This is a genomic window from Castellaniella defragrans, from assembly GCF_014203015.1.
GTDB lineage: Bacteria > Pseudomonadota > Gammaproteobacteria > Burkholderiales > Burkholderiaceae_B > Castellaniella > Castellaniella defragrans.
This window is the reverse complement of the sequence record NZ_JACHIB010000012.1, coordinates 127,835-142,009: the sequence shown is the minus strand read 5'-3', so window position 1 is coordinate 142,009 and position 14,175 is coordinate 127,835. Positions and strand designations below refer to the sequence as shown.

Sequence of the window (14,175 nt, the reverse complement as noted above, 5' to 3'; positions counted from 1 at the left end):
ATCCCGGCGGGCACGCTGATCCTGACGGGCGGGCTGACCGAGGCGGTGGCCGTGCAGCCGGGCGACCACGTGGCCCTGCATGCGCAAGGCATGGGTTGCACCTCGCTGACTTTCGTGTAAGATCGGTAATACTTTAAAACTAAACTATTAATCCTGCAGGAGACAAACATGGCATTCCGCACAACCTTGCTGACGACCGCCATGGCCCTGTCGCTGGGGCTGGCCGCCGGGTCCGCGCAGGCCGAGGTGAAGATCGGCTTCCTGGCCACCCTGTCCGGTTCCGGCGCGGCGCTGGGCCAGGACATGGTCGACGGCTTCAACCTCGCGCTGGAGCAGAATGGCGGCAAGCTGGGCGGCCAGGACATCGTCTTCCTAAAGGAAGACGACCAGCTCAAGCCCGACGTGGGCGTGCAGGCCGTCCAGAAATTCATCGAGAAGGACAAGGTCGACCTGGTGGCCGGGGTGACGTTCTCCAACGTCATGATGGCGATCGCCAAGCCCATGGCCGACGCCGACGTGACCTTCGTCGGCTCCAACGCGGGGCCGGCGCCCCTGGCCGGCGGCCAGTGCAATCCGGGCTTCTTCTTCGCGTCCTGGCAGAACGACGGGCAGGCCGAGGTCATGGGCCAGTTCGCGACCGACCAGAAGTACAAGGACGTCTACATGATCACCCCCAACTACCAGTCGGGCCGCGATCAGGTGAAGGGCTTCACGCGCTTCTACAAGGGCCGCGTCTCGGGCGAGGTCTACACCCAGCTGGGCCAGCAGGATTATTCGGCGGAGCTGCTGGCGCTGCAGGCCGCCAATCCCGCCGCCGTCTGGGTCTTCCTGCCCGGCGGCATGGGCGTGAACTTCGTCAAGCAGTACAAGCAGTTCGGCCTGATGGGCAAGATCCCGCTGCTGACGGTGTCCACCGTGGACGGCAGCACCCTGCCGGCCCTGGGCGAGGCCGCCCTGGGCGCCTACGCGGGCACCTTCTGGGGCCCCGACTTCAAGAACCCCACCAGCGAGGCCTTCGTGGCCGCCTTCGAGAAGAAATACAAGCGCATTCCCTCGCAGTACGCCGCCCAGTCCTATGATTCGGCGCTGCTGATCGACAGCGCCCTGAAAAAGACCGGCGGCAAGGTCGCCGACAAGAAGGCGTTCCGCGACGCCTTGCGCGCGGCGGATTACGCGTCCCTGCGCGGGGCCTACAAGTTCAACGTCAACGGCTTCCCCATCGAGGACTTCTACGCCTTCCAGGTGGCGAAGGACGACCAGGGCCGTGTTTCCCTGAAGACCATCGGCAAGCCCCTGTCGAACCACGCCGACGCCTATTTCGAGAAGTGCAAGTATTGATCGGCCCGCGCATCGAACCTTGAACGGCGGGCGGCGCGCCGCCCGCCACGGAGGACGGACATGAGTCCGCAGCTGTTGTTCATGCAGGCCCTGAACGGCCTGCAGTACGGGATCCTGCTGTTCCTGCTGGCCGCCGGCCTGACCCTGGTCTTCGGCATCATGAGCTTCATCAACCTGGCCCATGGCGCCCTGTACATGATGGGGGCCTATTTCGCCGCCGCCACTTTCAGCCACACGGATTCCTTTTCGCTGTCGATCCTGGCGGGCCTGGGGGGCGCGATGGCGCTGGGGGTGGCGCTGGACCGCTGCGGGTTCTCGCGCCTGTACCCCCGGGAACACCTGGACCAGGTGCTGGCCACCTTCGGGCTGATGCTGTTCTGCAACGAGGCCGTGCGCATGATCTGGGGCTCGGCGCCGATCTTCATGAGCCTGCCCGACGCGCTGAGCAATACCGTCATGGTGCTGGGCACGCCTTATCCGCTGTACCGCCTGCTGATCATCCTGGCGGGCCTGCTGGTGGCCCTGGGCCTGTACCTGCTGATCGAGCGCACCCGCGTCGGCATGCTGATCCGCGCCGGCGCCAGCAATCGCGCCATGGTCGCGGCGCTGGGCGTGAACATCGGCTGGCTCAATACCTTCATCTTCGCCCTGGGGGCCGGCCTGGCGGGTCTGGGCGGCGCACTGGTGGGGCCGATCCTGTCGGTGCAGCCCGGCATGGGCGATTCGATCCTCATCATGACGCTGGTGGTCATCGTGATCGGCGGCATCGGCTCGATCCGCGGGGCCTTCCTGGGCGCCCTGGTGGTCGGCCTGGTCGACACCCTGGGGCGGACGGTCGCCCCGGCCCTGCTCGGCAGGGCGCTGGAACAGGAACTCGCCAGCACGCTGGGGGCCGCGGTTTCGTCGCTGGCGGTCTACGTGCTGATGGTGATCGTGCTGGCCGTCAGGCCCGAAGGCCTGTTCCCCGTGAAGAAACGCTGAGCCCCGGATGAAAATGGAATCTTCGATCATGAATGCGCGCGCGGTGCGTTCCTCCGCCGGCGGATCCCTGCCGGTCCTGCTGACCGTCCTGATCTTCGCCCTGTTCCTGCTGGTGCCGGTGTACGCCAGCGTCACGGACAGTTCGTACGTCCTGCTGCAGTTCAGCCGCATCCTGGTGTTCGCCCTGGCGGCCGTGGGCCTGAACCTGGCGCTGGGCTACGGCGGGCTGGTGAGCTTCGGCCACGCCATGTACATCGGCATCGGCGCCTATTGCGTCGCCATCGCCTCCCACTACGGCGCCGACAGCGGCGTCCTGCACCTGCTGCTGGTCGTGGCGGTGACGGCCCTGGTGGCCGCGCCCGTGGGCCTGATCGCCCTGCGCACGCACGGCATCGCCTTCATCATGATCACGCTGGCCCTGGCGCAGATGTTCTATTTCCTGGCGGTGGGGCTGAAGCAGTACGGCGGCGACGAAGGCCTGCCGATCCGCCAGCTCAGCCGTTTCGGGACGCTGACCGGCAGCCACCTGGGCCTGTACCTGGCCCTGCTGGCCTGCCTGGCCGCCAGCCTGCTGCTGCTGCGCCGCGTGATCCGCTCGCGCTTCGGCCTGATCCTGCGGGCCTCCAGCATGGACGCCCGGCGGGTGCGGGCGGTGGGCACCGCGCCGCTGGGCTACCGCCTGCTGGCCTACGTGCTGTCGGCCGAACTGTGCGCCCTGGCGGGCTTCTTCCTGGCCAACCTGACCGCCTTCGCCTCGCCCGCCTACATGGCGTGGACGGCCTCCGGCGAGCTCATCATCATGGTGCTGCTGGGCGGCGCCGGCACCCTGGTGGGGCCGGTGGTGGGCGCGGCCGGCTTCCTGCTGCTGGAGGAAGGCCTGAAGGGCCTGACCGACCACTGGATGATCGTCATGGGCCCGGTGATCGTGCTCATCGTGCTGTTCCTGCGCAACGGGCTCTGGGGCATGTTCGCCTCGCCCGGGGAGGGCCGCTGACATGCAGCCTCTGCTTTCGATACGCGGCCTGGTCAAGCGCTACGGCGGCCTGCTGGTCACCGACCACGTGGACCTGGACATCCTGCCCGGCGAGATCCACGCCGTCATCGGCCCCAACGGGGCCGGCAAGACCACGCTGATCAGCCAGATCATGGGCGAGATTCCCAGCGACGCCGGCACCATCAGCCTGGGCGGCCGGTCCATCGACGCGCTGGGCATGGCGCAGCGCGTGCGCGCCGGGATCGGGCGGTCCTACCAGATCACCTCGGTGATCCAGCGGTTCACCGTGCTGGAGAACGTGGTGCTGGCGGTCCAGGGCTGCCGCGGCCACGGCTTCCATTTCTGGACGCCGGCGGTGGAAACCCCCGGGCTGGCGGACCGCGCGGACGAGCTCATCGACCTGATGGGGCTGTCGGCCCGGCGCGAAACGCTCGCCATGTCGCTGTCCTACGGCCAGCAGCGCCAGCTGGAGATCGCCATGGCGCTGGCGGCGGAGCCCAAGGTGCTGCTGCTGGACGAGCCCATGGCCGGCATGGGGCACGGCGACACCGGCTCGGACATGATGGTGGACCTGCTGCGGCGCCTGAAGAGCCGCTACGGCATCCTGCTGATCGAGCACGACATGGACGCGGTGTTCTCCCTGGCCGACCGCATCAGCGTGCTGTTCTACGGCAAGGTCATCTGCTGCGGCGACGCGGACGCCATCCGCAACAGCCCCGAAGTCCGCGAGGCCTACCTGGGCGACGAGGAGGTGCCGGCATGAGCGGGCGCATGCGGAGCGTGTGCGGGAAGGAGGCCATATGCATGAGCATGAAGGGGGCCCTATGAGTACCTTGTTGAAAGTCGAGGGCCTGGTGTCCGGCTACGGGCGCAGCCAGGTGCTGTACGGCATGCGCCTGCAGATCGACGCGGGACAGTGCGTGACGCTGCTGGGCCGCAACGGCATGGGCAAGACCACCACCATCAAGAGCATCATGGGCATGCACCCGGTCTGGCAGGGGCAGGTGCAGTTCAACGGCGCGAAGATCCAGAACCTGCCCAGCCACCGGGTGGCGCAGCGCGGCGTCGGCCTGGTGCCGGAAGGCCGCCAGATCTTTCCCAACCTGTCGGTCGAGGAAAACCTGGTCGCCACGGCCGCGGACCGCCGCCGCAAGCGCAATCCCTGGACGCTCCGGCGCATCTACGAACTGTTTCCGCGCCTGCGCGAACGCGCCGGCAATTTCGGCAACCAGCTCTCGGGCGGGGAGCAGCAGATGCTGGCCATCGGCCGGGCGCTGATGACCAATCCGGAACTGCTCATCCTGGACGAGGCGACCGAAGGCCTGTCGCCCCTGGTGCGCCAGGAGATCTGGGCGGCGCTGGCGGTGCTGCGCCGCGAGGGCATGGCGATCCTGGTGATCGACAAGAACCTGGCGCCGCTGCTGCGGCTGGCGGACCGCCATTACATCGTGGAAAAGGGCCAGATCGTCTGGGAAGGCGATTCGGACGCGCTCGGGGCCGATCCGCAGGCCCGCCAGAAATACCTGGGCGCCTGAACAGCGGAAGGGGGAACGTCATCATGATCACTTTCGTGCGCCGGGTGCGCATGCGCAACGGCCACTTCGACGAAGCCCTGCGCCTGCTGCGCCAGCGGGTGGACTACCTGTGGGACCAGCATGGCCTGAAGCTGGAATTGAAGATCCGCTTCGGCGGCCCGGTGGGCGAGGTGGCCCTGGTGTCCCATCACCGGGACGCGGCCGAGCTGGAGCACCTGCGCCAGAAGCTGATGTTCGACGCCGGCTCGAACCAGCTGCTGCGCGCGCTGTCCGAGGTCACGCTGGCGGGCGAGACGCGCGACGAGATCTGGATGGATTGAACGCCCATCGAACGCCCGGCCGCACCGGGCGCACCGGACGTGGGCCGGGCGCTGGCCGCCGGGCGCCACGGCGCCGCCGCGGGCGGGACGCGGAACGCCCGGATCAGTCCAGCGCGGGAATCACGCCGGGCGCTTCCATCTGGACGACGTCGCAGTTCTCGCCCGGGCCGGCGCGGTCGATGATCAGGAAATCGGAGACGGCGTCCAGCCCCAGCAGCGGGTGATGCCAGACGCCGCGCGCGTAGTTCACGCCCTGGTCGCCCCGGCACAGGAACACGCGCAGGTCGGCCACCGTGGGCCTGGACGCGGGATCGGCGACTACGACGAGGTACGGCCGCCCGGACAGCGGGATGAAGGCCTGGCTGGCCTTGGGGTGGCGCTCCATCATGGTGACGGTGAAGGGCAGCGCGCGCGGCAGGCCGCGGAAGATCGAGACGATGGCGCGGCCGTCCTCGCCCGGATCGATGCGGGCCAGGTCGTGGTAGCGCTCGGTGTTGCCTTCGTTGATGGTGAAGTGCCGGACCGAGTCGTCCGCCTGGATCACGTCGCCGAAGGGCGCGAAGGCTGCGCGCGTCAGGGGTTCGATGGTCAGGGACGTCAGCGTGGTGGCGGTCATGGGAGACTCCGTGAAAATCCCGGCGCGGCGCCCGGATCGGGCGAGGGTTCGTGCCGGTGGCGAGGGGCTGGGGACGCAGGACCCGGGACGCGGACCGGGCGGCCCCGCGTCTCAGGCGGCGAAGCGGGCGTCGAGGCGGAAGCGCGCGATCTGGCCGATCTGGTCCAGGCAGGTCTGGAATTCGGCGTCCCGTTCATTGTGCAGCCGCTGCTCGATGGCGTCCATGATCTGGTGGCGGCTGCGGCCCTTGACGGCGATCACGAAGGGAAAGCCGAACCGCGCGCGGTAGGCGGCGTTCAGCTCGCGCAGGCGCCGCAGTTCCTCCGGGCTGCACTGGTCCAGGCCGGCGCCGCGCTGCTCGCTGGTCGAGTCGCTGGTCAGGGTGCCGGCGGCGGCTTCCTTGCCGGCGAGCTCCGGGTGAGCCGTGATGAGCGCGAGCTGTTCGGCCGGGTCGGCCTCGCGCACCACGCGCATCATGGCCTGATGCAGGGCCTGCACGTCGGCGAAGGGCCGCGCGGCCCAGGCGCGCTCCGGAATCCAGGGAGAGTGTTCAAAGATCGTACCGAGTTCCCGGGAAAATTCGGCCTGGGCCAGGGAGGATAGTTCGTTCAGGGTCATGACGGAAAAGGATGAATGCATCGTGATGGAAAGTCTAAGGGGTATCGTGCGTCAAATGAAGGGCGCGACACGGTATAAGTGGTATATGCTGTGCCGCATTCCCGGGGGGCGGGCGGAAGCCGGACGGCCCCCGACCGAATGGAGATCCCCACGATGTCGACACGACGCGGTAGCGAAACGCTGGATACGTACCTGCTGAAGGTGTTCAGCATCCTCATGGCCGAGCGCAGCGTGTCGCGCACGGCGCTCAAGCTCAACCAGTCCCAGCCCGCCATCAGCGTGGCGCTGAAGAACCTGCGCCAGATCCTGCAGGATCCGCTGCTGGTGCGCGAGAAGGGCGGCATGGTGCCGACCGACCGCGCGCTGGCGATCCTGGAACACGCCCGCACGGCGCTGAACTCCATCGATGCGATGCTGGAGGCCGGCGAGGCCTTCGAGCCCGAGAGCAGCCGCCAGGTCTTTCGCATCGGCTCGCCCGACTACCTGGCGCCGGCCTTCGCCGCGTCGGTGGTGGCGCGCTTCCGCCGCGAGGCGCCGCATGCGCGGCTGGTGCTGCATTCCCTGGGGCCGGACTTCGACTTCGAGCATTCGCTGGCCGAAGGCGAGCTGGACGTGGTGATCGGCAACTGGCCCGAGCCGCCGGACCGCATGCACCTGTCGGTACTGCTGGAAGACGAGATCGTGTGCATGGTGGCGGCCGACCATCCGCTGGCGCGGCGCGGCATGACGCTGGAGGACTACCGGCGCGTGCCGCACGTGGTGCCGACCCCGTATTCCATTTCCCAGCGCGGCATGATCGACACGGTGCTGACGTCCCTGCGCATCCAGCGCGAGGAATGCGTCGAGGCGCAGTCCTTCATGCTGGCGCCCTACCTGCTGCCGGGCACGGACCTGGTGTTCACCACCACGCGGCATTTCGCCCGCTACTACACGGAACTGCTGCCGCTGGCGGTGCTGGAATCGCCGATCGAGTTTCCGCCGATGCGGTTCTATCAGTTGTGGCATGCGCGCAATCATCATGCGCCCTCCCATCAATGGCTGCGTCACCTGCTGGGGGATTGCGGAAAAGGCGTGCTGGCGCGGGACGGCTGAGGCGTCCCGCGCGCCGGATCCGCCGGCCCGCCCGCGGCCGCGTGGCGCGGACCGGGGCGCAAGGCCGGCGCGGCGGCGGATCAGATGGCCCAGCCGCCCAGGTAGAACACCGCCAGGGCGACGGCGATGGCCAGGGTGCCGACGTTCAGCCGGCGCCATTCGCCGGCGAACAGGCGGCCGATCACCAGGGTGCAGAAGCCCAGCATGATGCCGGTGACGATGTTGCAGGTCAGCACGATGAACACGGCGCAGACCATGCCGGCCATGGTGTCCACGGTGTCGTCCAGGTGCAGCTTGCGCACGCCGCCCAGCATCAGCAGGCCCACGTACATCAGGGCCGGCGCGGTGGCGTAGGACGGCACCAGCGCCGCCAGCGGCGACAGGAAGATCAGCGCCAGGAAGCCCAGGCCGACGATGGTGGCCGTCAGGCCGGTCTTGCCGCCGGCCGCGGTGCCGGCCGCCGACTCGATGTAGGCCGCCGCCGGGGCGCCGCCCAGGCCGGCCGACACGATGGAGCTCACCGAGTCCGCCGTCAGGGCGCGGCCGCCGTTGATGATCTGGCCGTTCTCGTCCAGCTGGCCGGCCTGGCCGGCCACGGCGCGGATGGTGCCGGTGGCGTCGAACACGGCCGTCATGACCAGGGCGAGGACGCTGGGGATGACCAGCGCGTTGAGCGCGCCGCCGATGTCCATGGCGCCGATCAGCGAGTGCTCGCCGCCGAAGGCGGGCAGGGCGAACAGGCCCTTGAAGGTCACGGCCGGGTCCCAGATCAGGCCGAAGGCCGACAGCGCCAGGATGACCAGCAGGATGCCGCCGGGCACGCGCCGGCGCTCCAGGCCGAAGATCGCCGCCAGGCCCACGACCGACAGCAGGGCCGGCATGGCGCCGATCGCGCCCAGGGACACCGGCAGGCCGGGGCCGGGGTTCTTCACCACCAGCCCGACTTCGTTGGCGGCGATCAGCAGCAGGAACAGGCCGATGCCGATGCCGGTGCCGTGCGCGATGCCGGCCGGCAGGTTGCGCAGGATCCAGCTGCGCACGCCGGTGGCGGAGATGCCGGTGAAGATCACGCCCATCAGGAAAATCGCGCCCAGCGCCACGGCGGGCGACAGGCCCTGGCCCAGGACCAGGTCGAAGGCCGTGAAGGCCGTCAGCGAGATCGCGCAGCCCACGGCGATCGGCAGGTTGGCCCACAGGCCCATCAGCAGCGAACCGAAAGCGCTGGTGAGACAGACGGCGATGAAGACCGAGGACGTGTCGAAGCCCGCCTTGCCCAGCATCGCCGGGACGACGAACACGGAATAGACCATCGCCAGGAAGGTCGTCAGCCCGGCCAGGGTTTCCTGGCGCACGCTGGTGCCGCGGGCCGACAGCTGGAAGCGCCGTTCGAGCCAGGGCGTGGCGGATGCGGGGGTTGCGGGGGCGCCAAGCCCCGCCGACAAGGCGTGTTCCTGCTCGCTCATGGGCAGTGTCTCCTGGAATGTGGGCGCCTTCTGGTGGGGCGGGCGCTCGAGGGGTCCGGGCCTGTTTGAGCGGGAATCGGCGCGATGGCGGCGATCGCCGGGGGACAGGCTCCGGGCCATTCTAGGGACGTGGTTTCCGGCTGTGTGCGCGCCGTCCTGATGACGACTATCAAGCGCGGATGATGTCTTCTGGGGAGTCTCAGGGTTTGTCCGGATACCGCGCGGGCGGCTCCGGGCGGCATCCGTTCAGGGGGATTCCAGGCTGGCCTGCAGCATGGCGGCGACCTTGGCGATGCACTGGCGCAGCCAGACGACTTCCGGGGCGCTGTGACAACGGCGGTGCCACAGCAGGTAGAAGCGCATGGGCGGGAAGGGCAGGGGCGCGGGCAGGATGGTGATGGGCAGGTAGCGCACGTAGTGCTGCGCGAACTGCCGGCCGGTGGTGAAGATCAGGTCGGTGCGCAGCAGCATGCCGGCCACCTGGCCGAAATACGGGATGGTCATCTGGATGTTGCGCTTCAGGCCCTGCGAGGCCAGATGGCCGTCGATGAAGCTCTGGCGCGCCGTCACGTGGGGAAAGGGCGCCAGGTGCGGCAGTTCCAGGTAGTGCTTCAGGGTGAGCTCGCGGTGGGCAGCCGGGTTCTGGCTGCCGATCATACAGACCACCTCGTCGTCGAACAGCCGCGCCATGTGCATCTGCGGCGGCGGTTCGAGCCAGTTGCCGATCACCACGTCCAGGCCGCCGTCCTCCAGGCCGCCCGCGTAGTCGTAATCGGCGTTGATCGGGTGTACGATGAATTTGGCGTGCGGCGCCTCGCGGCGCAGGATCTCGGCGATGTTCGGCAGGAACATCGCGTCCAGGTAGTCCGGCGCCCCCAGGTGGAATTCCCGCGTCGTGCGGGCCGGATCGAAGGCCCCCGGCGGCTGGGTGATGCGCTCGATGGCGTTCAGGGCCTCGTTGGCGTGCGCCAGCAGCTCCAGGCCGCGGGCGGTGGGCACCATGCCGGTCTTGCCGCGCACCAGGATCGGGTCGCCGGTGATGTCGCGCAGCCGGCGCAGCGAATTGCTCAGGGCAGGCTGAGACAGCCCCAGCTTGATGGCGGCGCGCGAGACGCTCTGCTCGGTCAGCAGGATCTGCAGGATGCGCAGCAGATGCGTGTCCATGGGTTCGCGGGTTCGTTGCATCGGCCTATTATTCACGGGCGTGCCGCGCCCGTCCACCGGATGCCGGCATGATGTTCTTCATCATCTGGAGCGAATGGCTGGGACGGTCGCGCGGTGATATCGTGATTCCAATACCTGTTCAACGAAAAGAGGGATGCGATGGAGACCGATGTCATTCGCTTTCACTATCGTGGCCAGACCCACGAAGTTTCCGGTCAGCCCACGACCCGCACCGTGCTGCAGTACCTGCGTGAAGACCTGGGCTGCATGGGCACCAAGGAAGGCTGCGCCGAAGGCGACTGCGGCGCCTGTACCGTCATGGTGGCCGAGCCCGACGGCCGGGGCGGCGTGGCCATGCGGGCGGTGAACGCCTGCATCCAGTTCCTGCCCACGCTCGACGGCAAGGCGCTGTACACGGTCGAGGACCTGCGCCAGGCCGACGGCGCGCTGCACCCGGTGCAGCAGGCCATGGTCGATTGCCACGGATCGCAGTGCGGCTTCTGCACCCCGGGCTTCGTCATGTCCCTGTGGGGCATGTACCTGGCGCACGGCCCGCACGATCCGGCGCCCACGCGCACCGAGATCGACGACGCGCTGTCGGGCAACCTGTGCCGCTGCACGGGCTACCAGCCCATCGTGCGCGCGGCCGGCGAAATGTTCAACTACCCGGCCGTGCCCTTCGACCGGGCGGCCCTGGCCGGCATCCTGGCCACGCTGCGGCGCGACGGCGTCTTCACCTACACGCACGACGGCCACACCTTCCATGCGCCGCGCACCCTGGACCAGCTCGCGCAGCTGCGCCTGGACCACCCGGACGCCCGCATCCTGGCCGGCAGCACCGACGTGGGCCTGTGGGTGACCAAGCAGTTCCGCGACCTGCCGCACCTGATCTACATCGGCCAGGTGGCCGAACTGCGCGACATCCATCTGGCAGGCGACGACCTGCTCATCGGCGCGGGCGCGCTGCTGAACGACGCCTTCGACGCGCTGGTCGAGCACATCCCCGAAATGGCCGAACTGCGCCAGCGCTTCGCGTCCTTCCCGATCCGCAACGCCGGCACGCTGGGCGGCAACGTGGCCAACGGCTCGCCGATCGGCGATTCCATGCCGGGCCTGATCGCCCTGGGTGCCCGCATCATCCTGCGCCGCGGCGAGCGCGTGCGCGAGATGCCGCTGGAAGACTACTACCTGGGCTACCAGAAGAACGCCGCCGAGCCCGGCGAATTCGTCCAGGGCCTGCGCGTGCCCGTGCGGGTGGAAGGCCGCCAGTTCCGCCACTACAAGCTGTCCAAGCGCTTCGACCAGGACATCTCGGCGGTGTGCGCGGCCTTCGCCGTGATCCTGGACGGATCCGGCGTGGCGAAGTCCGTGCGCACCGGCTTCGGCGGGGTGGCGGCCACGCCCAGCCGCGCGCGCGCCGTGGAGGCCGTCCTGCAGGGCCAGCCCTGGGACGAGACCCACGTGCGCGCCGCGATGGACGCCGTGGCGGAGGATTTCAAGCCCCTGACCGACATGCGCGCCAGCAGCGAATACCGCCTGCTCGCCTCGCGCAACCTGCTGTACCGCTTCTACCTGGAAACCGCCCCTGGGGCGCCGCTGGCGACGCATCAGGTCAGTACGGCCGCGCTGGCCGACATCGCTTGAGGAGGCCGTCATGAACATGCGCATCAATGTGCCGGTCGAACTGGACCGGCTGGCCGTCGCCAACGACCGCATTCCCCGTCCCGTCCAGGGCGAACCCGCCGCGGGCGCGTCCAGCCCGCACGAATCCGCCACGCTGCACGTCACCGGCGAAGCCGTCTACACCGACGACATTCCCGAACTGCGCGGCACCGTCTACGCCGCCCTGGGCCTGTCGGCCAAGGCGCACGCCCACGTGCGCGGCATGGACCTGGAGGCCGTGCGCCGCGCCCCGGGCGTCGTCGCCGTGCTCACCGCGCGCGACATCCCGGGCGAGAACAACTGCGGTCCGGTGATCCACGACGATCCCCTGCTGGCCGACGGCCTGGTGCAGTACGTCGGCCAGCCGCTGTTCATGGTGGTGGCGCGCTCGGTGGACGCCGCGCGCCGCGCCGCGCGCCTGGGCCGGATCGACTACGAGGAACTGCCCCACCTGCTCACGCCGGTGCAGGCGAAGGAAGCCGGCTCCCGCACCCTGCCCGACATGCGCCTGGTCCAGGGCGACGTGCAGGCCGCGCTGGACGCCGCGCCGCGCCGCCTGAAGGGCACCTTCGACTGCGGCGGCCAGGAGCAGTTCTACCTGGAAGGCCAGATCGCCTACGCGATCCCGCGCGAGAAGGACGGCATGCTGGTCTGGTGCTCCACCCAGCACCCGACGGAAATGCAGGCCGTGGTGGGCCATGCGCTGGGCTGGCACGCCCACCAGGTCCAGATCGAATGCCGCCGCATGGGCGGCGGCTTCGGCGGCAAGGAATCCCAGTCGGCGGTCTTCGCCTGCCTGGCCTCGGTCGCCGCGCACCGGCTGCAGCGCCCCGTGAAGCTGCGCGCGGACCGCGACGACGACATGATGATCACCGGCAAGCGCCACGGCTTCCACTACGAGTACGAAGTGGGCTACGACGACGAGGGCCGGATCCTGGGCATGCGCCTGGACATGACGCTGCATTCCGGCTTTTCCGCCGACCTGTCCGAGGCCGTCGCCAGCCGGGCCGTGTGCCACTTCGACAACGCCTACTACATCCCGGCGGCCGACGTGCGCGCCATGTGCGGCAAGACGAACACACAGTCGAACACGGCCTTCCGCGGCTTCGGCGGCCCGCAGGGCGCGCTGCTGACCGAAGTCGTGATCGAGCGCATCGCCCGCGAGCTGGGCCGCGACCCGCTGGACGTGCGCCAGACCAATTTCTACGGCATCGAGACGCGCAACACCACGCCCTACGGCCAGGTGGTCGAGGGCAACCTGATCGAGCCGCTGGTGGCCGAGCTGGTCGCCAGTTCCGACTACCGGGCGCGCCGCCAGGCGGTCAACGACTTCAACGCCTCCAGCCCCATCCTGAAAAAGGGCCTGGCGCTGACGCCGGTGAAGTTCGGCATCTCCTTCAACGTGCCGGCCTTCAACCAGGCGGGCGCGCTGGTGCACATCTACCGCGACGGCTCCGTGCTGGTGAACCACGGCGGCACGGAAATGGGCCAGGGCCTGAACACCAAGGTCGCCCAGGTCGTGGCCAACACCCTGGGGCTGGACCTGGACTGCGTGCGCGTCACGGCCACCGACACCTACAAGGTCGCCAACACCTCCGCCACGGCGGCTTCCACGGGCACCGACCTGAACGGCAAGGCCGCCGAGGACGCCGCGCTGCAGCTGCGCGCGCGCCTGGCCGACTTCGCCGCCCGCAAGTACGGCGGCAAGCCCGAGGACGTGGTCTTCGCCTGGCGCCAGGTCAACGTCAACGGCCGCAACATCCCGTTCGGCCAGCTGGCCGACGAGGCCTACTGGGACCGCGTGCAGCTGTGGTCCGACGGCTTCTACGCCACCCCGGGCATCGTCTGGGACAAGGCCACCATGCACGGCCGGCCGTTCTTCTACTTCGCCTTCGGCGCGGCGGTGTCGGAAGTGGTGGTGGACACGCTGACCGGCGAATGGAAGCTGCTGCGCGCCGACATCCTGCACGACGTCGGCGCGTCCATCAATCCGGCGATCGACCTGGGCCAGGTCGAGGGCGGCTACATCCAGGGTACGGGCTGGCTGACCACCGAGGAACTCTGGTGGCGCGAGGACGGCCGCCTGATGACGCACGCGCCGTCCACCTACAAGATCCCCGCCATCAGCGACTGCCCGCGCGACTTCCGCGTGCGCCTGTTCCGCGCGCAGAACCTGAAGGACACCGTGCACCGCTCCAAGGCGGTGGGCGAGCCCCCGCTGCTGCACGGCATCAGCACCTTCAACGCCCTGTGCGACGCGGTGGCGGCGGTGGGCGACGGGCGCACCTCGCCCGACCTGCGCGCGCCGGCCACGCCGGAAGCCATCCTGAAGGCGGCCGAAGGCCTGCGCAGGCGCCGCGCGGGCTAGGCCCGCGCCGCACATCGAGGAGTC

13 protein-coding genes and 1 pseudogene are annotated in these 14,175 nt (G+C 69.1%); 10 read left to right on the top strand and 4 right to left on the bottom strand.

Going from position 1 to position 14,175, the window contains the following annotated elements; all coding sequences use genetic code 11:
- From HNR28_RS18485 to HNR28_RS11295, 7 genes and pseudogenes are all read left to right on the top strand, one after another.
- A pseudogene (locus HNR28_RS18485) lies at positions 1 to 120 on the top strand (4-oxalocrotonate decarboxylase); the annotation flags it as partial.
- A 48-nt stretch (positions 121 to 168) separates the two neighbouring features.
- Complete coding sequence (locus HNR28_RS11320; protein ID WP_151024080.1) at positions 169 to 1,338, top strand: ABC transporter substrate-binding protein; 1,170 nt, start codon at positions 169 to 171, stop codon at positions 1,336 to 1,338.
- A gap of 60 nt (positions 1,339 to 1,398) precedes the next feature.
- Positions 1,399 to 2,319: a branched-chain amino acid ABC transporter permease gene (locus HNR28_RS11315; RefSeq protein ID WP_151024081.1), complete on the top strand. Its 921-nt coding sequence runs from the start codon at positions 1,399 to 1,401 to the stop codon at positions 2,317 to 2,319.
- Positions 2,320 to 2,347: 28 nt separating this feature from the next.
- Entirely contained in the window at positions 2,348 to 3,313 is a 966-nt protein-coding gene (locus HNR28_RS11310) for a branched-chain amino acid ABC transporter permease (RefSeq protein WP_151024082.1), read from the top strand.
- Position 3,314: 1 nt separating this feature from the next.
- Complete coding sequence (locus HNR28_RS11305) at positions 3,315 to 4,076, top strand: ABC transporter ATP-binding protein (protein WP_043679237.1); 762 nt, start codon at positions 3,315 to 3,317, stop codon at positions 4,074 to 4,076.
- A 61-nt stretch (positions 4,077 to 4,137) separates the two neighbouring features.
- Positions 4,138 to 4,848: an ABC transporter ATP-binding protein gene (locus tag HNR28_RS11300; protein ID WP_043679240.1), complete on the top strand. Its 711-nt coding sequence runs from the start codon at positions 4,138 to 4,140 to the stop codon at positions 4,846 to 4,848.
- Positions 4,849 to 4,871: 23 nt separating this feature from the next.
- Positions 4,872 to 5,168, top strand: a complete 297-nt coding sequence (locus HNR28_RS11295; RefSeq protein WP_043679243.1) for a hypothetical protein — start codon at positions 4,872 to 4,874, stop codon at positions 5,166 to 5,168.
- Between the two features lie 103 nt (positions 5,169 to 5,271).
- Here HNR28_RS11295 and HNR28_RS11290 read toward each other — a convergent pair whose 3' ends face one another.
- Together HNR28_RS11290 and uraD are read right to left on the bottom strand one after the other, a co-directional pair.
- Positions 5,272 to 5,784 carry an ureidoglycolate lyase gene (locus HNR28_RS11290; RefSeq protein WP_043679245.1) on the bottom strand — a complete coding sequence of 171 codons (513 nt, stop codon included), beginning with the start codon at positions 5,782 to 5,784 and terminating at the stop codon, positions 5,272 to 5,274.
- Positions 5,785 to 5,895: 111 nt separating this feature from the next.
- A complete protein-coding gene (gene uraD / locus HNR28_RS11285) occupies positions 5,896 to 6,402 on the bottom strand; it encodes a 2-oxo-4-hydroxy-4-carboxy-5-ureidoimidazoline decarboxylase (protein WP_242404240.1) in 507 nt (168 codons plus the stop codon).
- A gap of 153 nt (positions 6,403 to 6,555) precedes the next feature.
- Between uraD and HNR28_RS11280 the strand changes: the two genes are divergently transcribed.
- The gene (locus HNR28_RS11280; protein WP_043685419.1) at positions 6,556 to 7,494 is read left to right on the top strand and encodes a LysR substrate-binding domain-containing protein; all 939 of its coding nucleotides are present in this window, start codon (positions 6,556 to 6,558) and stop codon (positions 7,492 to 7,494) included.
- Between the two features lie 80 nt (positions 7,495 to 7,574).
- Here HNR28_RS11280 and HNR28_RS11275 read toward each other — a convergent pair whose 3' ends face one another.
- Entirely contained in the window at positions 7,575 to 8,957 is a 1,383-nt protein-coding gene (locus HNR28_RS11275; RefSeq protein WP_043679251.1) for an NCS2 family permease, read from the bottom strand.
- A 246-nt stretch (positions 8,958 to 9,203) separates the two neighbouring features.
- The gene (locus HNR28_RS11270) at positions 9,204 to 10,121 is read right to left on the bottom strand and encodes a LysR family transcriptional regulator (protein ID WP_409360332.1); all 918 of its coding nucleotides are present in this window, start codon (positions 10,119 to 10,121) and stop codon (positions 9,204 to 9,206) included.
- A 159-nt stretch (positions 10,122 to 10,280) separates the two neighbouring features.
- Between HNR28_RS11270 and xdhA the strand changes: the two genes are divergently transcribed.
- Positions 10,281 to 11,765, top strand: coding sequence for a xanthine dehydrogenase small subunit (xdhA, locus tag HNR28_RS11265; protein ID WP_043679257.1), 1,485 nt, complete (start codon positions 10,281 to 10,283; stop codon positions 11,763 to 11,765).
- A gap of 22 nt (positions 11,766 to 11,787) precedes the next feature.
- Positions 11,788 to 14,151, top strand: coding sequence for a xanthine dehydrogenase molybdopterin binding subunit (gene xdhB / locus HNR28_RS11260; protein ID WP_409360333.1), 2,364 nt, complete (start codon positions 11,788 to 11,790; stop codon positions 14,149 to 14,151).
- Positions 14,152 to 14,175 lie beyond the last annotated feature (24 nt).